The 20398-nt window shown below is 73.0% G+C and carries 8 protein-coding genes; 5 read left to right on the top strand and 3 right to left on the bottom strand.

Annotated features, from left to right (window positions below; translation table 11 throughout):
* Positions 1 to 108 precede the first annotated feature (108 nt).
* The 3 genes from ACFPQ9_RS21790 to ACFPQ9_RS21780 all read left to right on the top strand — a co-directional run bounded on the left by ACFPQ9_RS21790 (position 109) and on the right by ACFPQ9_RS21780 (position 3284).
* A complete protein-coding gene (locus ACFPQ9_RS21790) occupies positions 109 to 864 on the top strand; it encodes a dienelactone hydrolase family protein (RefSeq protein WP_380855550.1) in 756 nt (251 codons plus the stop codon).
* Between the two features lie 396 nt (positions 865 to 1260).
* Positions 1261 to 2061, top strand: coding sequence for a DUF899 domain-containing protein (locus ACFPQ9_RS21785; RefSeq protein ID WP_380855547.1), 801 nt, complete (start codon positions 1261 to 1263; stop codon positions 2059 to 2061).
* Between the two features lie 2 nt (positions 2062 to 2063).
* Positions 2064 to 3284: an MFS transporter gene (locus ACFPQ9_RS21780; RefSeq protein WP_380855544.1), complete on the top strand. Its 1221-nt coding sequence runs from the start codon at positions 2064 to 2066 to the stop codon at positions 3282 to 3284.
* A gap of 12 nt (positions 3285 to 3296) precedes the next feature.
* Here the strand turns inward: ACFPQ9_RS21780 and ACFPQ9_RS21775 are convergent, their stop codons facing one another.
* Positions 3297 to 4295: an alpha/beta fold hydrolase gene (locus tag ACFPQ9_RS21775; RefSeq protein WP_380855541.1), complete on the bottom strand. Its 999-nt coding sequence runs from the start codon at positions 4293 to 4295 to the stop codon at positions 3297 to 3299.
* 99 nt (positions 4296 to 4394) lie between these two features.
* Positions 4395 to 5312 (bottom strand): arginase family protein, encoded by a 918-nt coding sequence (locus tag ACFPQ9_RS21770; RefSeq protein WP_380855538.1) that lies wholly within the window; start codon positions 5310 to 5312, stop codon positions 4395 to 4397.
* Between the two features lie 261 nt (positions 5313 to 5573).
* Between ACFPQ9_RS21770 and ACFPQ9_RS21765 the strand changes: the two genes are divergently transcribed.
* Together ACFPQ9_RS21765 and ACFPQ9_RS21760 are read left to right on the top strand one after the other, a co-directional pair.
* Positions 5574 to 6440, top strand: coding sequence for an MHYT domain-containing protein (locus tag ACFPQ9_RS21765; protein WP_380855535.1), 867 nt, complete (start codon positions 5574 to 5576; stop codon positions 6438 to 6440).
* A gap of 84 nt (positions 6441 to 6524) precedes the next feature.
* Positions 6525 to 8027, top strand: coding sequence for a metallophosphoesterase family protein (locus ACFPQ9_RS21760; protein WP_380855532.1), 1503 nt, complete (start codon positions 6525 to 6527; stop codon positions 8025 to 8027).
* 29 nt (positions 8028 to 8056) lie between these two features.
* On the opposite strand, the gene ACFPQ9_RS21755 is transcribed toward ACFPQ9_RS21760, so the two are convergent.
* On the bottom strand, positions 8057 to 20101 hold the full coding sequence (locus ACFPQ9_RS21755; RefSeq protein WP_380855529.1) for an amino acid adenylation domain-containing protein: 12045 nt from the start codon (positions 20099 to 20101) through the stop codon (positions 8057 to 8059).
* Positions 20102 to 20398: the final 297 nt, after the last annotated feature.

Here is a 20398-nt window from a genome sequence, read left to right as displayed (position 1 = left end):
GGGAGGGGGTGCCGCGGGCTGTTGGATGGTGCATGAAACCATGTGCGCGGCCCGGCTCCACCGGGTCGGCGACCCGTTCGCCGTGGACTGCGCAGAGAGGCAACCCCCATGACCTCCGTACAGGGAACCGCCGTCGACATCCCCACCGAGGACGGCATCGCCGACGCCTATCTCGCCCACCCCGCGGACGGCGAGCCCCGTCCGGCGGTCCTGCTCTACATGGACGCCTTCGGACTGCGACCGCGACTGGAGTCGATGGCGGACCGGCTCGCCGGGGCCGGGTACACGGTGCTGGTGCCCAACGTGTTCTACCGGGCCGGGCGGGCCCCGGTCGTCGACCTGCCCGAGTTCATCGATCCGGCGGCACGGCCGGAGATCTTCCAGAGCATCATGCCGATGATGCGGCAGCTGACGCCCGAGGCGGCGATGCGGGACGCCGGCGCCTATCTGCGGTGGCTGGCCGACGCCCCGGCGGCGGTCGACGGCCCGGTCGCGCTGACCGGCTACTGCATGGGCGCCCGGCTGTCCCTGCTCACCGCCGGCACGTATCCGGACCGGGTCGCCGCGGCGGCCGGCTTCCACGGCGGCCGGCTGGCGACGGAGGCGCCGGACAGCCCGCACCTGGTGGCCGAACACGTCACCGCCGAGCTGTACTTCGGGCACGCCGACCAGGACCCGTCCCTGCCCGCCGAGCAGATCGAGCGCCTGGAGAACACGCTCACCGAGGCCGGCGTCCGGCACCGCTGCGAGGTCTACGCGGGCGCCGGGCACGGCTACACGCAGTCCGACACCTCCGCCTACGACCGCGAGGCGGACGAGCGGCACTGGGCGGCACTTCTGGATCTGCTGAAGCGGACGTTCTGAGTCCGCGGCCGGCCGCAACGCCCTGTCCGGCTCTCACGTCGCGGGCCCGGCCGGGTCCGCCGCCCCCGCCATGACGGCGACCGTGGACCGGACCCATGGACAAAGACCGGCGACGCTCGGACGAAGGCCCGGTGGTGTTCCGTCGTGCCGGTCTCCGGGCGGTGGCAGGGGATGTGCGCGGCGGACGCAGGGTTGCCGGGTACACCCGGTCGGCGGTGTCCGGCAGCCCTCAGTGGTTGCGACGGCGGCGCAACGGAGTACGGCTCATGGCCGCCGCGACGCGGAGTCCCCCGCCGCCCCCTCCTGAACGCACGTGCGCCGCCGGAAGGGCAGGCGCAAGCTGGAACGGTGCCGGCATCGCCCGCCGGCGCGACCAGACGTGTGGGGAGTATCCGGATGACCTCGATGGCGAACCTGCCCGACGTGGTGTCACGCGAGGAGTGGCTCGCCGCCCGCAAGGAGCTGCTGGCCAGGGAGAAGGAGCTCACCCGGGCACGCGACCGGGTCAACGCCGAGCGGCGGCGGCTGCCGATGGTCCGCGTCGACAAGCCGTACGTCTTCGAGGGGCCGAACGGACAGGCCGGCCTGCTCGACCTGTTCGAGGGGCGGCCCCAGCTGGTCGTGCACCACTTCATGTGGACGTACGACATCGACGCCGACGGCACCGAGCACCCCCGTGACACGGGCTGCTCCAGCTGTTCCTCGGCGGCCGATCAGATCCCGGCCCGGCTGCGGCAGCTGAAGGTCCGCAACACCGCCCTGGCCGCGGTGAGCCGGGCGCCGTACGCGAAGCTCGCCGCGTACCGGGAGCGGATGGGGTGGACGTTCCCCTGGTACTCCTCGGCGGGCAGCGACTTCAACTACGACTTCCACGCCACCGTCGACGAACGGGTCGCACCGGTGCAGGTGTCCCACCGCGACGAGGCCGAGCTGGCCGAGGCCGGGGAGCCGTGGTCGCCGGAGATGCGCGGCGACTATCCGGGAATCAGCGCGTTCCTGCGCGTCGGGGACGAGGTCTTCCACACCTACTCCACGTACGGCCGTGGCATCGAGGAGTTCCACAACGGCTACCCGTACCTCGATCTCACCGCGCTCGGCCGCCAGGAGGCGTGGGAGGAGCCGAAGGGTCGGGCAAAACCTCTGGGCCTTCAGGTCGGCGGGCCCGGCATGCGGCTGCCCGACGAGTACGACGTGTGACGATGCCGGTTCAGGACGGCGTCAGGGAGACGGAACTCGGTGAGCGGCAGGCGTGGCGGGACTGTCTGCTCGGCGGGGCGGTGTTCGCGGTGGGCATGGCCGGGACCACGCTGCCGACTCCCCTCTACGGCCACTACCAGGACAAGTTCGGGTTCTCCGAGCTGACGGTGACCATCGTGTACGCCGTGTACGCCTTCGCGGTCATCGGCGTCCTGCTGGTCGCGGGCAACGCCTCGGACACCGTCGGCCGGCGACCGGTGATCCTCTCGGCCCTGGGATGCGCGGCCGCGAGTGCGGTCTGTTTCCTGCTGGCGAGCGCATTGGGCTGGCTGTATGCGGGGCGGTTGCTGTCGGGTCTGTCGGCCGGTCTGCTCACCGGGGCCGCCACGGCGTACGTCATGGAGCTGGCGCCGCGCGACGGCGCCGCCCGCGCCACGCTGGTCGCGACCGCCGCCAACATGGGCGGGCTGGGCTGCGGTCCCCTGCTCGCCGGGGTGCTGGCGCAGTACGCTCCCTGGCCGCTGTATCTGCCGTTCGCCGTGCACTTCGCCCTGGTGGCCTGCTCGGCGGCGGTCGTGCTGAGGCTGCCGGAGACGGTTCGGGAGCGGCGGTCACTCGGCACCGTACGGCCGCAGAGGCCGAGCCTGCCGCCGCCGGTGCGGCCGGTCTTCGGGCCCGCGGCGACCGCCTCGTTCGCGGGTTTCGCGCTGTTCGGTGTTTTCACGTCGGTCAGTCCGGCCTTCCTCGCGGAGTCCCTGGACGAACGCAACCACGCCGTGAGCGGACTCGTCGTGGCGATGGCCTTCTTCGCCTCGACCGCGGGGCAACTGGCCGTCGGCCGGGTGGGGGTGAGCCGGTCGCTGCCGCTCGGCTGCGCGCTGCTGCTCGTCGGGCTGGCCCTGCTGGCGGGAGCGCTGTGGTGGGACCTGCTGGCGCTGGTGGTGGCGAGCGCGATCGTCGGCGGGATCGGTCAGGGGCTGGCGTTCCGGGCGGCCTTGTCGGCGGTGGCCGCGGCCTCGCCGGCGGACCGGCGCGCGGCCGTCATTTCGACGCTGTTCGTGGTGGCGTACGGCGGTATCTCGCTCCCGGTCATCGGCGTGGGGGTGCTGACCGGCCCGATGGGTCTGGAGGGTGCGGGTCTGGTGTTCATCGCCTGTATGACGCTCCTGGTGACGTCGGCAGCCGCCTATCTGATCAGGCGGCCGGTGCCCGCGGAGGCGTGAGCCCTTCGACGGCTAGGCGGTCCCTGACAGGGAGTCGAGCCATGCGGTCAGCAGCCGGATGGTCTCCTGCGGGCGTTCCTGCTGGATCCAGTGGCCACAGCCGTCGAGGACGTGCGAGGAGCTCAGGCCGGGCAGGGTGGTGGGATAGGCGGCGATCGCGTCGGCGAGCCAGGTGGTCGAGGGGTCCAGCGCACCGCCGAGGAACAGGGAGGGCTGGGTGACGGGGGCGCCCGTGTGTTCGGCGAGGTCCGCCCAGTCCCGGTCCATGTTCCGGTAGCGGTTCAGGGCGCCGGTCAGGCCGGTGCGTTCGAACTCCCCCGCGTAGACGTCCAGGTCCGACGCGTCCAGCCAGGCGGGCGCAGGGCCGGCGGGGAAGCGGTCGCGCAGGGTGCCGCCCGGGGTGACGAAGTGCGGGTCGGGGGCGCCGGGGCCCGGCATGGTGTCGGCGGACAGGGCGGCGTAGAAGCCGGCGAGCCAGCCGCGGACGTCGGGCTCGATCTCGGCCTCGGCGCGGCCCGGCTGCTGGAAGTAGGAGACGTAGAACTCCTCCGGGCCGCCCATCCCCGCGAACACCTCGCTCGGCTTCGGGCCGCCGGGCGGGGTGTAGGGCACGCTCAGCAGGCCGACCGCGCGGAACACGTCGGGGCGCAGGAGCGCGGAGCCGGCGGCAATGGTCGCGCCCCAGTCGTGCCCCACGATGACGGCCTCGCGCTCGCCCAGGGCGTCCACCACGGCGACGTTGTCCTCGACCAGCTCCAGCATCCGGTACGCGTCCACCGGCTCGGGCCTGGAGGAGCGGCCGTATCCGCGTACGTCGATGGCGACCGCACGGTATCCGGCGGCCGCGAGTGCCGGCAGTTGGTGGCGCCAGGAGTACCAGCACTCCGGGAACCCGTGCACGAGGAGGACCAGCGGCCCTGTCCCCTGTTCCGCGAGGTGGATCCTGCCCGCGGGAGCGGGGACCAGACGGTGTGTGAGGTCCGTCGACGTGGCGGGGGCGGGGTGCGGCATGTTTCCTCCCGGGCGGCGCAGGGGCGGCGCGTATGGCCCTGCCATCCTGCGTCGGCAGGGACAGGCGTCGCGATCCTCGTTGCCGGTTCGGCAAATTCATCAGACCCGACGACCCCGGTCTCCCCCTCCCCTCTCCGTGCGCGCCGACAGAGCCCGGCGCAGGCATGCGGCGAGGCGGGCGGCGATCGTGCCGTCCGGGTCGAGGCGGGGGTTGAAGATCGTGACGTCGAGTCCCATGGCACCGGGGGCGGCCAATGCCGTGCTCAGGACGCTCTCCAGTTCGTGCCAGGTCAGCCCGTCCGGCTGCCGGTAGTCGACGGCGGGCATGATCGCGTCGTCCAGGACGTCGACGTCGAGGTGTACCCAGAACCCGGTGTTCGTGCCCGCGGTGAGCCGGTCCACGACCCGGCGCGCCGCGGCGGCCGTTCCGGAGGCGCGCACCGCGTCCAGTTCGAGGGCGTGCAGGCGGGGTGGCAGCGGCTGCATCCCGGCCTCGGCGGATTCTTCCGTGTCGCGGAACGCGAAGGCCACCACGTCCTCGTCCCGCAGCAGGGGCCCGCGTCCCTCCAGGTCGGTGAGGAGGCTCGGGCCGCGGCCCGTGGCGAGGGCCAGTTCCATCGAGGCAGCCTCACCGTTGGGCTCCGCCGAGGGCTGGTAGAAGTCGGTGTGCCCGTCGAGGAACAGCAGTCCGGGGCGTCCGCGACGGCGCAGGGCGAGGAGGTTGCCGAGCAGGACGGTGCAGTCCCCGCCGAGGACGACGGGGAATCGGCCGCCGTCGAGGACGTCGCCGACGGCGTCGGCCAGCCGGACGGAGTAATCCGCGATGCCGTGCGGGTTGAGGACGCCGGTGTCGGCGTCGCGCTCCGGATCGTAGGGCGGTGGGGCGATACGGCCGGCCCGTACCGCGTGCAGACCGGTGAGCAGACCCGCCTCCAGGAGGGCCGCCGGCAGGTCCTGGACGCCGGACGGCCGCAGGCCCAGGACGGACGGCGCCTCGATGATCGCGAGCTCCTCCATGTCCGGCCCTTCCCGCCGATACCCGCCGTGTGCCGCCCCCGTCCCTCCACTCCATCTGTGCCACATCCGCGGGCCCGACACCACTCGTGGCCGCGGCAGGCCGGTCCGAGCCCGGTGGCCGAATCTCGCCCATGTGTGACCGGAGTCGACCCATGGTGGTGCAGAGTTCAACGGCTACCGGCGGTAAAGGCTTGCTTCCCGCTCTGTTGCCCCGTACACCTTGCTCCACAACTGGCCACGACTCTGGGGGGAGTTGGCTTCATGGAAGGTACGGTTGACGGGTTCCGCTACGGTGCGGTGACCCCGGTGGCGGCCTATCTGATGGCCTGCCTGGGAGGGGCGTTGGGACTGCGGTGCATCGTGCGGTCCCTGCTGGGCGGACAGTCGTGGAAGCCGGGCTGGCTGGCGCTCGGCGCCGCGTCCATCGGCTCCGGGATCTGGACGATGCACTTCATCGCCATGATCGGGTTCCAGGTCGAGGAGACCCGGATCCGCTACGACACGGCACTGACCGTCCTCAGTCTGGTCGTGGCGATCGTCGTGGTCGGCGTCGGCGTGTTCATCGTCGGCTATCTGGGCGCGGGCCGGGCTTCGCTGGGCAGCGCGGGCGTCGTCACGGGGCTCGGGGTGGCGGCCATGCACTACCTGGGGATGGCGGCGCTGCGCCTCGACGGCGACCTGGAGTACAAGGCGTTCACCGTCGTGCTGTCGGTCCTGATCGCGATCGTCGCCGCGACCGCCGCGCTGTGGGCGGCCGTCACGATCCGCGGCTTCCTCACCAGTCTCGGGGCCAGCCTCGTCATGGGCGTGGCGGTCTCCGGGATGCACTACACCGGCATGGCGGCCGTGAGTGTCCATCTGCACGGCACGACCGGCGCCTCGTGGGCCGGTGACTCGCCCACCTCGTTGCTGCTCCCCATGCTGCTGGGGCCGATCGTCTTCCTCGTCCTGGCCGGAGTGGTCGTGATGTTCGACCCGCTCCTGGTCCTCGGCGAGGGCAGGACAGGCTCCCCCGAGGAAACGCCCCAACGCACCGGACCGGCCCAACAGCCGGAACACGACTCCGCGTTGAAGACTCCCGCCTGGACGGCGCGGTCAAGACGGGAGAGCTACGCTCGCAGGAGGTGAACGGGGCGATGCGGTGGGCGTGACGGCGCGCCACGCCCCCGAACCCCTGCTCTGCGTCCTCTAGATCATTGTTACGGTGCTCCGGTGTCTGACTCCTCTCGCGATACCGCCGAAGGCGCCGGCTGGGGCGCCACCGAACTCGGCACGTACAAGCGGCTGATGCCGACCGAGGTCGAGAAGATCTCCTGGCTCGACCCCAGAATGCTGTGGGCCGCCCGCAACGGTGTCCTGGCCTCCTGGTTCGGGGACCCGACGGGCCGTACCCGCAGTCGCTGGGTGGCCGAGCGGGCGGCCGCCGGCGTACCCGCCGACAAGGTGATCCGACGCGACGACCCCGACCGTTTCTCGTTCCTCGTCATCGGCGACACCGGCGAGGGCGACGACCCTCAGTACTCCGTCGTACCGGGCTTCCTCAAAGCCGGTCAGGACACCCGGTTCGCGGTGCTCGCCAGCGATGTGATCTACCCGGTCGGCAGTGCCGACGACTACGGCACCAAGTTCTTCCGGCCGTACCGGGACTACCAGGCGCCCATATACGCGATACCGGGCAACCACGACTGGTACGAGGACCTCGGCGCGTTCATGCGCGTCTTCTGCGACGACGCACCGCCCCTCGCCCCGGAACCCGCGCCGCGCGTGCTCAGCAAGGCCTGGCTGCGGCGGCTGCTGTGGCACAAGCCGCGCAAGGGCGACGGCCGACGGCTGGACGCGGCACGGCAGTTGAGGTCGGCCGCCGCACAACAGGCGGTGCAGCCCGGGCCGTACTGGGCGATCGACGCCGGGCCGGTGCGGATCATCGGCATCGACACCGGGCTGCTCGGCACCCTCGACGCCGAACAGGGCGCATGGCTGCGCGAGGTGTCGCAGGGGCCCCGCCCGAAGATCCTCATCACGGGCTCGCCCCTGTACGTGGACGGCGCCCACCATCCCTGCGCCATCGAGGGCGGCGGCACCGTCGACGCCATCGTCCGAGACCCGGCGCACCGCTATGTCGCCGCGATCGGCGGGGACATCCACAACTACCAGCGCTACCCGGTCCAAGTGGACGGCCGCACGATCCAGTACGTGGTCTCGGGCGGCGGCGGCGCGTTCATGCACGCCACGCACACCATCCCGCGGGTCGACGTCGCGAACGTCACCGAGAAGGAGTTCCGCTGCTATCCGCTGCGCGGCGACTCCCTGGCGTTCTACAGCAGGCTGTACGGCCGTCGTCTGCGCCTGCGCCGCTTCTTCACCCTCACCGAGGCCGAGGCGTCGGCCGTGGTCGCCGAGCGCCTGGAGATGCCGCTCACCCGTGCCCAGCAGAAGACCGCCCGCATCACCTGGCGCACCCGCCTGGTGGCGGGGCTGCTCGGGGCCGGCCGCCGCCCCGACCGCACTGCCCGTCTCCGCCTCCCGGTGCGCAAGATCTACACGTCGTTGTTCTCACCGAGTTCGGCGACGTACAGCCCGCCGTTCTTCAAGCAGTTCCTCCGGCTGGACGTCACGCCGGAGACCGTCCGGATTCGCTGCTACGCCGCCACCGGCAGCCGTGCGCAGGAGCTGGACCCGCCGGTCGAGGACGAGGTGACGATCCCGTTGGTCTGACCGCGCACGACGCGGCTGTGCGCGGATCCTCACCGACCTCGCGACCCGGCTGGGTCCGGCGCCGGGCCTGCGCTCACCGGCGGGCCGGGCGGCAGTCCGTCGCCCGGCCCGACGACGCGGTCGAGCAGGTGCAGCGGGGCGGGCCGGATCCCGGCCGCCTCGGCCGCGTCCCAGTGGGCGAGAGCGCGGGGCAGATCGACGAGGCCGTGGATCAGGGGCAGTTCGCCCGGGGACCGGCCGGACGCGCCGAGGTGGGCGTGCAGCAGTGACTCCAGTCGGCAGGAGGCCAGGGTGCCCGGGATCCCGGGCCGCAGGGCGAAGCCCGCGCTCGCCACGGCGGGCAGGTCCTCGGCGAGCCGGGTGCGGGTGGCGCCGAGGGACAGCAGACCCCCACCGACGACCAGGACGTCCCGGTCCCGGTCCATCCGGTCCAGGGCGCCCGCGGTGTCGAAGCAGTGCGGGAAGGAGTCGTCGACCACGATCGTGCCGGGGCGCAGTCGAGCGACGTCCAGAAGGCGCGTCGCACCGCTGACGGCGGTGACGATCACATCGGCCCCGTAGACGGCGGCCGGGAGTTTCCGTCCCGACCCGACGACCTCGACCGGCATCCCCGGATGTTCGGCCGACAGCTCCGCCGCCAGCTTTTCCAGCCGGACGGTGCTCCCCGGCAGGTCGCACAGCAGCAGCCGGGCCGGCGGACGGGGCGATGTCGCCAGCAGCAGCCGCAGCGACGAGACGCCGATCGAACCGCAGCCGACGACGGCGAGGGTGACCGCGTCGAGGCGGTGGTCCTTCGCCGTGAGCGCGGCACCGACGGTCTTCACGACCGCCACGGTGGTCGACGCGTGTCCGGTGGTGATCGCCGCGCCGGTCGTGGTCTCCCGCAGCACGTCGTAGCCGTAGCCGGTCAGGGACGGGATCATGCCGGCGAGGGAGACACAGCGGGCGCCGAGAGAGGCGGCGTGCTCGACGGCGCGGGCGGTGCGGGCCGCCAGCTCGCCGGTCGGTGCCAGTTCGTCGGCGAAGAGCGGGAGCGCGACGAAGCCGGAGTCGCCCAGCGGGGTCCCGGTCTCCTCCAGCAGACGGGCCCGCCCGTCCGGGAAGAGGAGCCCCCGGATCTGCTCACGCCCGAGACCGGGAGTGTCGTACGGCAGTCCGGCCAGGGCGGCGAGATGGTGGGGAGCGGGGAGGTACCCGACGAGCGCGGCGTCGAGGCGAGTGCGCCGCGGTCCGCGCGGGCCGCGCACGGCATCCCTCAACTGCCTCCGCATACCCTCGGCGAACCCGGTCACCTCACCGGGCGTGAGGGCGTCCGCGGCCGCCCGCACGGTCACGCGCAGCCCCTCCCCGTCCCCCACCGGGCGCACGGCCAGGAACACATCGGTGCCCAGCGGCGGCGGGGCGAGGGAGTTGTCGGACTCGTCGGCGTGCAGGGACAGGCCGCCGCTCTCCGCGGTGCCGAGTGAGGTGAAGTCGAGGAAGGTGAAGAAGAACTGGGCGTGGCACGGCAGTCCGGCCGCCGTGCGCACCTCGCTGGGCCCTTCGGCCCGTGCCAGATCCGCCTCCGCGGCCAGCCGCCGCAAGTCGTCGTCGAAGGTGTGGGTGCCGTCGCCCACGGGCCGGGCAGGGCGCAGCGCCACCGCCTCCGCGAACGGCCCGAAGACCCTATGCGCGTCCGCCGTGGAGTCCTCGCGTCCGGTGACGGCCAGCCCGAGCATCAGGTCCCGCCGGCCGGTGAGTTCCGCGAGGGCCCGGTAGTACGCGGTGAGCAGCGGTGCGTACAAGGTGCGGTGCGCGGCGCGGGCGAGTCGGCGCAGTGCGGTGGTAGCGGTGGAGTCCAGGGTGAAGCCCGCGGTGTGGAACGCCGGCCCGGCGTGCGGCTCCGCGGTGGTCGGACGTCGCAGTGCGGGCGGTGTGTACGGCGCGCGGAGCCGGGCGCGGTACTCCTCCGCCTCGGGGCCCTGCGGGCGCTCTCGTACGGCGGATCGGGCGACGTGGTCGCGGAAGGTGCTGTGGATCGGCGGCAGGCCGTGCGGCAGACCGTGCAGGAGACGGTCGTAGGTGGTGAGCAGTTCCCGGGTGAGCAGGGCTGCGCTGAACCCGTCGCCGATGAGGTGGTGGGCGTGGACGATCAGCACGTGCTCGGTCGGCGCCAGGGTGAACAGGCGCAGGCGGAGCAACGGCCAGGCCCAGGGCTCCAGTCGGCGCCGCGCCTCCTCGGCGATCCGCGACTCCAGGAGGTCGGGGTGCGCGAGCCTCTCCGTCTCGACGGGGAGGCGCAGCGAGTCCGGCAGCTCCTGCTGCACGGGCGGCCGGGCGCCGGCGGGGAAGACGGTGCGCAGCATGGGGTGACGGGCCATCAGCACGTCGACCGCACGCTGGAGGACGTCAGGGCGCAGGTTCGCGCTCAGCCGGAACCTGGCGAGCCAGCCGGAGTCCGACCCGGGAGTGAGGGAGTCGGCGAGCAGGAAGCCCCGCTGGGAAGGGCTGAGGGGGTACGGGTCCGAGGCCTGCCGAGCCGGGGTGGGGGCCGGATCCGGCGTGGTGGTGTCGAGGACCGCCGCGAGGGCGGCGAGTGTGCGCTGGGTGTAGACGGTCGTCGGGCGTGGGACCGAGGGGAGTTCCTCGCGCAGACGGTCGAAGAGTTCCAGGACCAGGATGGAATCGCCGCCGAGTGCGAAGAAGTCGTCCTCGCGGGAGACGTCGGACACACCCAAGAGGTCCGACCAGATCCGCGCGACCAGCTGCTCGGTCGGTGTGGCCGGCGGGGTTGTGGGCTCGGGTTCCGGTCCGGGTGGTGTGTCGTGACCGCCGGCCACGGCGGAGCCGTCCGTGTCCGTGCTCGTCCCTGTTGCCTCCGCGTCGCCCGCCAGACGGTTGCGGTCGATCTTCCCGGTGCCGGTCAGGGGCATCGCCGGGAGAGTGCGGACGCGTCCGGGCAGCATGTACGGCGGCAGTACGCGGGACAGGAAGGCGCGTAGCGTGCGCGTGTCCGGTTCGGCGGCGCCGGGCCGGGGTTCGACGTAGGCCACGAGTCGCCCGTCGACGAGCAGTACGGCGGCACGGGGGATGTCAGGGTGGGTGAGCAGCGCGGCCTCGACCTCGCCGAGTTCCACTCGGTGGCCGCGGACCTTGACCTGGTCGTCGAGACGGCCGAGGAACTCCAGTACGCCGTCCGGGGTCTGCCGTACCCGGTCGCCGCTGCGGTACCAGCGGCGACCGTCACGTTCGACGAAGGCCGCCGCGGTGAGCTGCGGGTCGCCGAGGTAGCCCGGTGTCAGTCCGATCCCGGCGATGAGCAGTTCACCGGCCTCGCCTGGAGCGCAGGGACGGCCGTCCGCGGAGACCACGGCCAGTTCGGTGCCGGCCACGGGGCGGCCGATGGGCAACTGGCGTACGTCGTCGGAGGGGCGGGTGTCGATGATGTGGCAGGTGGCGTTGATGGTGGACTCGGTGGGCCCGTACAGGTTGGAGATCCGGTGCTCCGCTCCCCCGAGCGCGTCGACCAGGTCGAACCAGCGGCGCACATGTGCGGCGGGCAGTGCCTCGCCGCCGACGTGCACCCAGCGCAGCGCCGACAGGTCCGGGGGTGTGCCGTCCCGCCCGGCCCGGGTCTCGGCGGCGGTCAGCAGCCGTTCCCAGAGGGTGGGCACCGAACTCCACACCGTGATGCGGTCGTTGACGAGCCGGTCGAGGAGGGCCTCGGGATCGCGCAGGAGGTCACGGGAGAGGGTGTGGACGGTGGCGCCGGCCAGGAGTGGTGCCAGCAACTGGCGTACGGAGGCGTCGAAGCAGACGGACGCGGTCTGCACGAGGTGGTCGCCGGGACCGTAGCCGAACGTGGTCAGTGACCAGTCGAGGTAGGTGAGCATGGACCGGTGGGTGATCGGGACCGCCTTGGGGCGGCCCGTGGAACCCGAGGTGAAGATGACGTAGGCGATGGCGTCCGGGTCGGGAAGAGGCGGTGTGCTCGACGGGGGTGCGGCCGGGGGCCGGTCGTCCGTGGTGACCGCGGTGATGCCGTCCAGCATGGTGACGGTTTCGCGGGTCGCGGCATGACAGGCCACCGCCGTGACGCCGGTGCGGCTCACCTGCCCCTGGAGGCGCGCCACGGGATGGGTCGCGTCCAGGGGCACCCAGCCGGCGCCCGCCCGGAGGATGCCCACCACGCCCACGACGGTGTCCGCTCCGGGTTCCGTGAGCAGGCCGACGAGATCGCCGGGGCGGACGCCACTGGCGTGCAGCCGGTTCGCGAGGGCGGCGGACGCGGTGTCGAGTTCGGCATAGGTGAGCGTGCCGTGGCCGGTGTTCACCGCGATCGCCGTAGGTGTCGCCCGGAATCGGGCGCACAGACGGTCGACGATGCCTGCGCCGCTGCCGCGCCCCTCGGCGGGGGCGGGTTGCTCGGCGGCGGCTCGAAGTTCCCGTACGTACTCCGCGGCGAGGCGTTCGACGGTCTCGGGGCGGAAGAGCTTCGCGGGGTGGTTCCAGGAGAAGTGCAGGGCGTCGTCCGACTCCCAGCACAGCAGTCCCAGCCGGGTCGCCGCGGAGGCGGTGGCCGCCGCGGTCGGGGTCACGGTGACCGGCCAGTCGTGGCCGTGGCTCACGGGGAAGCGGGCGAAGCTGAACCCGGCCGGAGCGACCGTGCGGGGTGCGGGACCGGTGGCGGGCAGCAGCGCGGCGATGTCGGGACTGGTGAGCGTCGCGTGGGACTCCGCCTCGTGCCAGATGTGCCGCAGCCGCCCGGCCAGCGCGGTCACGGGCTCGTCCGGGTCGACGGTGGAGAGGACCGGCAGGGTGTCGGCGAGCGGGCCCACGAGACGTTCGATGCCGGGCAGCGGTGCCTCACGGCGGGCACGTGCCACGTTCACGGCGACGGCACGCCGTCCGCCCCAACGCGCCAGGCAGCGGCCGTACACGGCGAGAAGCAGGTGGAAGAGGGAGACTTCGTGCCGGGCCGCCGTCTCGCGCAGCGCGGCGGTGAGCGCGGCATCGACGGTCGACTGGTGGTGGGTGAGCGGCGGCGCCGGGACGGCCTCCGGGTCGCCGTCGTACGGCAGGGCCGGGGTGGTGTGCGCCGTGGTGTGCTCGGCGATGCGGGCGCGCCAGTACCGCTGGTCCCGGGCGAAGGCCGCGGACTCACGGACGGTGGCGGCGTGAGCCGCATAGTCGGCGAACTCGGTACGTGGGGCGGGGAGTTCGAGGGGTCCGTCCCCCTGGGCGAGTGTCGTGTACAGCGACCAGAGCTCCTCGCACAGGAGCTTCAGGCTGAATCCGTCCGCCGCGCTGTGGTGGATGACGAGCAGCAGGTGGGCAAGGTGCGGGTCGTGACCGTCACGGATCAGGAGGGCGCGGACCGGGTCTTCGGTGGTGAGGTCGAAGGGCCGGTTGTACAGGCGTTGTTCGAGGTCGGGCAGAGGTGGGGTGTCGGCGGTCGGCTCAAGCACCTCGTACCAGTGGGGAGCCCGGTCGGTGGGCTCGGCTGGGGCGGTGTACTGGCGCGGTGGTGTGTCGTGCGAGGTGAGGCGCAGGCGCAGCATCGGGTGGCGGGCGGCGAGGTGGGACAGGGCTCGGCCGAGGAGGGCGGGGTCGAGGACGCCGCGGATGGTCTGGCGTATGTAGCCGTAGGCGGTGACGCCTTCGTAGAGCGCCTCGGTGGTGAGGAAGGCGAGTTGGAGGGGGGTGAGGGGGCGCGGGACGTTCCCGTCCTGGGCGCGGTGGACCGGGAGCGGCGTGCGTGGGGCAGCCTCGGGCTTCTGGGTGTCCAGGTAGGCGGTCAGTTCGCCGATCGTCCGGTGCTCGAACAACAGCGTTGCGGGCAGCGGAAGCCCGAGCTCCGTCTCCAGCCGGCGCGCGAGGTCGACGGCGGTGAGCGAGTCCAGGCCGAGGATGAGGAACTGCTCGTCGTCCCCGATGTCCTCGGGCACGCGGTGGAGAGCGTCCGCCAGCAGGGTGCGTATGAGGTCGGCCGTGCGGGTGGGGTGGTCGGTCGGGGTTCCTTCGGCATGGGGCGAGGTGGCGGTCGGGTGGTGTGCGGTGGCGACGGTTCGGCTCACCAGGGCCGCGTCGGAGTGCGGTTGGGCCTGCGCGGGCGTCTTCGCGGGCGCAGGCGACGCGGGCGTCTCCGCCGGCGCCACCAGCAGGTGCGCCGCGTCCATGGCCATGGCTGCCCGCAAGGCCGCGACGGCGGTCTGCGTGGTCATGGGGCTCAGGCCCCGGGCACGCAGGCGTGACTCGACCGGTGAGCCGGCGGCCAGTCCCGCGTCGGAGACGGGCCCGAACCCGATCGACTGCCAGGGCCGGCCCGATACGCGCTCGGCGGAGGCGAAGGCGTCCAGGAAGGCGTTGGCGGCCGCGTAGTCGCCGAGTGCGCCCGCGAGACCGGGCCGGACCGACGAGACGGAGGAGAAGGCGACGCATACGGCCGGTTTCTGGCCGTGCCGACGCAGTGCCTCCGCGAGCAGGACCGTGCCGCGCACCTTCGCGGCGAGCACCTGCTCGATCTCCCCGTCGGACTTGGAGCGGAGCGTGCCGGGCCGGACCGTACCGGCGGCGTGGAAGACGCCGTCCAGCGACGGCAGCCCCGCGAACAGCGTGTCGACGGCGGCTTCGTCGGACACGTCGGCCGCGTGGTAGCGGGCCGACCGTGCGCCTCGGGCACGGAGTTCAGCGAGCAGGTCGTCGGGCATGGTCTCGGAACGTCCGGTCAGGATCAGCTCGCAGGGACCTCGACCCGCCAGGTCGAGTGCCAGCGCCGAGCCGAGCCCGCCGGCGCCACCGGTGATCAAGTAGGTGCCGTCCGGCGGTAGTTCATCGGATGCCGGCGAACCGTCCGCCACGGCGTTGGACGTACGGCTGAGCCTGCGTCCGGAGCGCCAGGCGACGGAGGTCTCCGCGCCCGGCTCGTGGGCCGTGTACAACTCCCTTTCCAGGGCGTCGACTTGGGTGGCGCGTCCCTCGCCCGAGGACAGATCGATGCCTCGGGCGGCCAGCCCCGGGTGTTCCTCGGGGAGCGCCAGTGTGAAGCCGTGCAGGAGGGCTTGGGCAGGGTTCGGCTGTTCCGTCGGCGTACCGATGGCGTACGCGTCCTCGGTGACCACCAGCAGGCGGGAGCACCCGGCGGAGAGCAGGTCGAGGACGTGGCGCAGTGATGTGACGGCAGTCTTGGTCGTGGCGTCCAGGGCCGACAGGCTGCCGTCGCCTGCAGCCTCCTCGCCGCCCAGCCACACCAACGTGTCAGCCTGCGTCGGGAGTTCCCCTGTACCGGAGTCGTCCGCCACTACGGTCACGCCACGCTCGACCAGCCGCTCGGACAACGCCCGCCGGAGCCCGGGGGCGCCGCCGAGGAGCCGCGCCACTCGGGGCCCTTCGGCGGGTGTGAGCGGAGCGTCCCGCCAGTCGAGACGGCACACCGACGGCCCCGCGCCCGGCCTGCGCGGCCAGTGACGGGTGCGCTCGAAGGGATACGTCGGCACCGGCACCCTCGATGCCGTGGCGGCCAGGGCCGTCCGGTCCAAGGCCCCGCCCCGTGCCCACAGCCGCCCGGCCACCTCCAGCAGGGCCCGCGTGTCGCCCGCGCCGCGCCCCGTCCCGGAAGCGGCTCCTGTGGACAGCACCGTCGCGTCCACACCACCCCGCGCGCCGACGACCGTACGGACCGCCCCGCCCAGAGTGTCGCCAGGACCGAGTTCGAGGAACGTGTCGTAGCCCTCGTCGAGCAGCCGTTCCACGGCCGGCCCGAACCGCACGGGCCGGACGGCGTGCGCCTGCCAGTACGCGGGGGTGAGGCCGGGCCGCCACTCCCCGGTGACCGTGCTCAGCATCGGTACGGCTCCCGGCCGGGCCGTCAGCGCCTTCGCGGCCTCCCCCAGCGGATCGAGGACCGGTTCGAGCAGTGGCGAGTGGAAGGCATGCGAGACACGCAGTCTGCGGGTGGCCACGGCGCGTCGGGTCAGTTCCGCGAGGGCTTGCTCGACGGCGTCCTCGGTGCCCGAGATCACCACCTGTCCGGGCCCGTTGACGGCGGCGATGCTCACCGAGCCGAGGAATTCGGCGACGGTTTCCTCGTCGCCGCGCACCGCGGCCATGGCGCCGGGCTGGGCCAGTTCACCCACCAGCCGCCCACGCTCCGCGGCGAATCCGACCGCCTCGGCGAGGGTCAACGCGCCGGAGACACAGGCCGCCGCGATCTCGCCCACACTGTGCCCGGCGACCGCGTCGGCCGGCACGCCCCATCGCGCCAACTGCCGTGCCAGACCCACCCCGAACGCGACGAGCAGCGGCTGCGCGACCTCCGTCCTGGCCAGCTCCCTCGGGTCCGTCCGGGGATCGAGGCACCAGTCGGCGAGCGAACGCCCGAGGACCGGCCCGGTCAGCGACGACGCCTCGTCGATGACCTCCCGGAACACCGGCGCCGACCGGTACAGATCGCGGCCTTGCCCGGGCCGCTGGGCACCCTGGCCGGGCAGCAGGAACACGGTCCGTGGACGGGACCTGGCGACCGTGAAGTCGGCCGCTCGGACGGCGTGGAGGCGGTCGGCGAGGTCACCGTCGGCGACGACGGCGAGACGGTGAGGGCTGTCGTCGCGGGCGGTGTTCACCGTGGCGCAGACGTCCGACTCCCGCAGCGCCGGGTGCCGGCGTACATGCGCGGCCAGGTCGGCGGTGGCCGCGCGAAGGGCGTCGGCGCTGTGGGCGGACAGCGTGAGCAGGTGCGGACCGTCGGAGTCGGGCCCGGGGGCGGTGGTCCGTGCCGGTGCCTCTTCCAGGACGGCGTGGGCGTTGGTGCCGCCGAAGCCGAAGGCGTTGACGCCCGCGACCAGGGGTCCGGGGGCCTGCCATTCCTGTTGTTCGGTGGCGAGTCGGAAACCGGGGGCGACGCGTTGCAGGTAGGAAGCGGTCGGGGCGGGGTGCGGGGTGGGCGGGATCCGCCGGTGCTGGAGCGCGAGGACCGTCTTGACCAGGCTCGGCATACCGGCGGCGTTGAGCAGGTGTCCGAGGTTGGCCTTGACCGAACCGAGCAGGCGTGGCGGACCGTCCGTGCGGGGCGGGAAGGCATGGCCGAGCGACTGAGCCTCTACCGGGTCGCCGACCGGAGTGCCGGTTCCGTGCGCCTCGACGTACGTCACCGCGTCGGGGTCGACGCCGCACTCGTCGTAGGCCTGGGTGATGACCTCGCGCTGAGTGCGCGGATTGGGGGCGAGCAGGCTGAGCGAGCGGCCGTCGTTGTTGACGGCCGTCCCCCGGACCAGCGCCAGGACCGGATCGCCGTCCCGCCGCGCGTCGTCCAGGCGGACGAGGACGAGGGCCGCGCCGCCCTCGCCGGGCACGATCCCGTCGGCGGTGGCCCCGAAGGGGCGGCTGCCTCCCGTCGGGGAGAGGGCGCCCGCGCGGGCGAGCAGACGGTGGCCGGTCGGGGTGAGGGCGAGCTGGACACCGCCGACCACGGCGACATCGCACTCGCCGCTCTGAAGACTGCGCCGCGCCAGGTGCAGCGCGACGAGCGCGGAGGAGCAGGCGGTGTCCACGGCCAGGGCGGGGCCGTCGAGGTCGAGTGCCTGGGAGAGGCGGGCGGCGATCAGGTTGGGCAGGTTGCCGTTGAGAGCACCGGGATGGGCGGTCAGGTCGCCGTCGGCGGTCGCGGCGAGGATCTCGCGGTATCCGCTGTCTCCCACGGCGGCGAAGACGCCGACCTTGCGGCCGGTCCGGCGCGCTCCCGCGTACCCTGCGCGCTCCAGCGCTTCGTGGGCCAGCTCCAGGAAGATCCGCGCCTGCGGGTCGGTGGCACGGGCCTCCTCGTCGTCCATCCCGAAGAAGGCGGCGTCGAACTCCGCGGGTTCGCGGAGGAAGGAGCCGTGGAAGCCGGGGGTGCTGCCCTGCCCGTTCGCCCAGCGGTCGTCCGGTACGGCCGTGACCGTGTCCCGGCCGGCGACCAGCAACTCCCAGAATTCTTCCGGTGTTTCGGCGCCGGGGAAGCGGCAGGCCATGCCGAGTACGGCCAACGGCCCGTTCTCGGCGCGACCCTCGCTGGACCGCGTCGCGGCGCCACCCGAGTGCCTGTCACGGGCGGTCGGCTGGGCGAGCACATGGTCGGCCAGCCCGGCCACGGTGTCGTGGTCACGCAGCGCGCGGGGCTCCACGGTGAGGGAAAGGGCGTCCTCGATCCCGGCGAGGACCGCCATCGCCTTGAGCGAGGAGCCGCCGAGGGCGAAGAAGCGTGCGCTCCGGTCGATGTCCGCCGCCGGCAGGTCGAGTGCCTTTGCCCAGATCTCCCGGATCGTGTCCTCGACGTCGCGCCGCGAGCGCGGCTCGGACGCCTCCGGCCTCACTTCGGACGACCGGGGACGCCGCTCGGCGGACCGTCGACGCGGCCCGGCTTCCTTCCGCCCGATCGCCGCCTTGTCCCGCGCCGCCGCCAACCGCTCCTCGACCCCGGCATAGGCGCCCGCCTCGAACCGCTCCCGCATCAGCGCGCGCCGCAGCTTGCCGCTCGTCGTGCGGGGAAACGCGCCCGGTGGCAGCGGCAGCACCCGTACGTCGTCGTGGCCCAGCGTCTCCCGGATGCGCTCCGTCGCCGCGTCCAGCACCGGAAGTGCCGTGGCCGGGCGGGGCCGTGCCCATTGCACGAACACCACGACCCGGTCGCCGCCGGTGTCCGGGTCGGGGGACCCGATCGCGGCGACCGTTCCCTCCGGCAGTCCAGGGGTGGCGGCGGTCGTCTCCTCCAGGTCGGCTGCGTGGAAGGTGCGGCCACCGGCGAAGACGACGTCCTTGTGGCGGCCGGTGACACACAGGCGGCCGTCGTTCAGGAATCCGAGGTCGCCGGTGCGCAGCCAGCCGTCGGGGAAGGCGGCCGCGCTCGCCTCGGGAGTGCGGTGATAGCCGCGTGCCACCTGCGGTCCGCGTACCTCGACATGACCGACCCGCCGGTCGCCGAGCGGGCCGCCCGCACCATCAGTCACCCGGATCTCGCACTCCGGTACGGCTCGGCCCACGTCCATGAACTCGACGGCGTCCGGGCCGGGCCGGGCGAGGACCGCCCGCCCCCGGCTCAGTGCCCCGCGGTCCAGTCGCAGGGGCGCGGCGACCTCCCCCAGCGGGGGCACGGTCACGGCGAGCGTGGCCTCGGCCAGCCCGTACACGGGCAGCATGGCCGTGGCGTCCAGCCCCGCCGCACCGGCCTTCGCGGTGAACTCCCGCCACACGCGCGGTGCGATGGGCTCGGCACCCACCAGCATCAGACGTACGGAGGTCAGGTCCAGCCCGGCCCATACGCCGTCCGGCACCCGCCGCACCGCGAGCGCCAGCGCGAAGTTCGCGGCCGACAGCAGGGTCGCCCGGTGCCGCGCCACAGTCTCCAGCCACAGGGCCGGACGCTTGGCGAAGGTCAGCGGTTCGAGCCGTATCTGCTTCAGGCCCGCCGCCATGGGGACGAGGTGGGTGCCTATCAGGCCCATGTCGTGGAAGTACGGCATCCAGGTCGCCACCACGTCGTCGGACGTGACCGCCATGGCCGTGCGGATCTGGCGGAGGTTGGCGAGGACCGCCTCGTGGGTGAGCTCGACGCCCTTGGGGGCGCCGGTGCTGCCGGAGGAGAACTGGAGGAACGCGAGGTCGTGGGGCGCCCGGGACGGCAGCTCGCGCGGCGGGCGTGCCGTGCGCAACTCGGTCAGCCGCAGGGCTCGCACCGGCCCCGGGAACTCGGCGAGCACGTCTTCGGTGGCGTCGTCCACCAGGACGGCGGGCCTGCCGAGGAACTCCCACACCGGTTCGGCGCGTCGGGCCTCCGGCGCCAGCGGTACGGGCACGAGTCCTGCCGCGAGCGCTCCCCAGAACATCGGCTGGAAATCCTCGCCGAGTCCGGCGAGGAGAGGGACGGGGGTGCCGGGTTCGAGTCCCGCCGCGTGCAGGCCGCCGGCCACGCGCAGTGCGTCGTCGCGCAGGTCGGCGAAGGTCACGGTGTGCTCCGTGCCGTCTCCTCGGACGTGCACGACGACCTGGCCGGGCGTGTCCTCGGCGGCGTGCAGCAGGATGTCCAGGAGTGTGACGGCGGTACGGGGCCCGGGAGTCGGCATGCGCTTCCTTCCTCGTCGCACGGGGCGAGGGCCCGCGGGCGCGCCCTGTCGGCGTACGGTACCCGCCAGGAGCGTTGTCGATCATTCACTTGTACGACGACGAGGTTCGTCGGTCGGTTCACCGGCGAAGCGATCGATCGTCCAGGTGAGGGGGTGTCCGCGGGGCGTTGTGGGTGCATTGACGTCGCCGAGGGTTTCGCAGGGACGGCGTTGCTCCTGATCGGTGCCCTGGTTCATCCGATGAGGCGAGAATCTGCGCATTGGTCACCTAGTGGCATGTATCGGGCTTCTAGGGTG

It is taken from the genome of Streptomyces coerulescens (assembly GCF_042657965.1).
GTDB lineage: Bacteria > Actinomycetota > Actinomycetes > Streptomycetales > Streptomycetaceae > Streptomyces > Streptomyces coerulescens.
This window is presented reverse-complemented; position numbering and strand designations above follow the sequence as displayed.

Bases quoted from the DNA above. Each gene is read 5' to 3' on its own strand.
- ACFPQ9_RS21790 (WP_380855550.1), top strand. From the start codon at position 109: ATGACCTCCGTACAGGGAACCGCCGTCGACATCCCCACCGAGGACGGC.
- ACFPQ9_RS21780 (WP_380855544.1), top strand. From the start codon at position 2,064: ATGCCGGTTCAGGACGGCGTCAGGGAGACGGAACTCGGTGAGCGGCAG.
- ACFPQ9_RS21755 (WP_380855529.1), bottom strand. From the start codon at position 20,101: ATGCCGACTCCCGGGCCCCGTACCGCCGTCACACTCCTGGACATCCTG.
- ACFPQ9_RS21765 (WP_380855535.1), top strand. From the start codon at position 5,574: ATGGAAGGTACGGTTGACGGGTTCCGCTACGGTGCGGTGACCCCGGTG.
- ACFPQ9_RS21770 (WP_380855538.1), bottom strand. From the start codon at position 5,312: ATGGAGGAGCTCGCGATCATCGAGGCGCCGTCCGTCCTGGGCCTGCGG.
- ACFPQ9_RS21775 (WP_380855541.1), bottom strand. From the start codon at position 4,295: ATGCCGCACCCCGCCCCCGCCACGTCGACGGACCTCACACACCGTCTG.
- ACFPQ9_RS21785 (WP_380855547.1), top strand. From the start codon at position 1,261: ATGACCTCGATGGCGAACCTGCCCGACGTGGTGTCACGCGAGGAGTGG.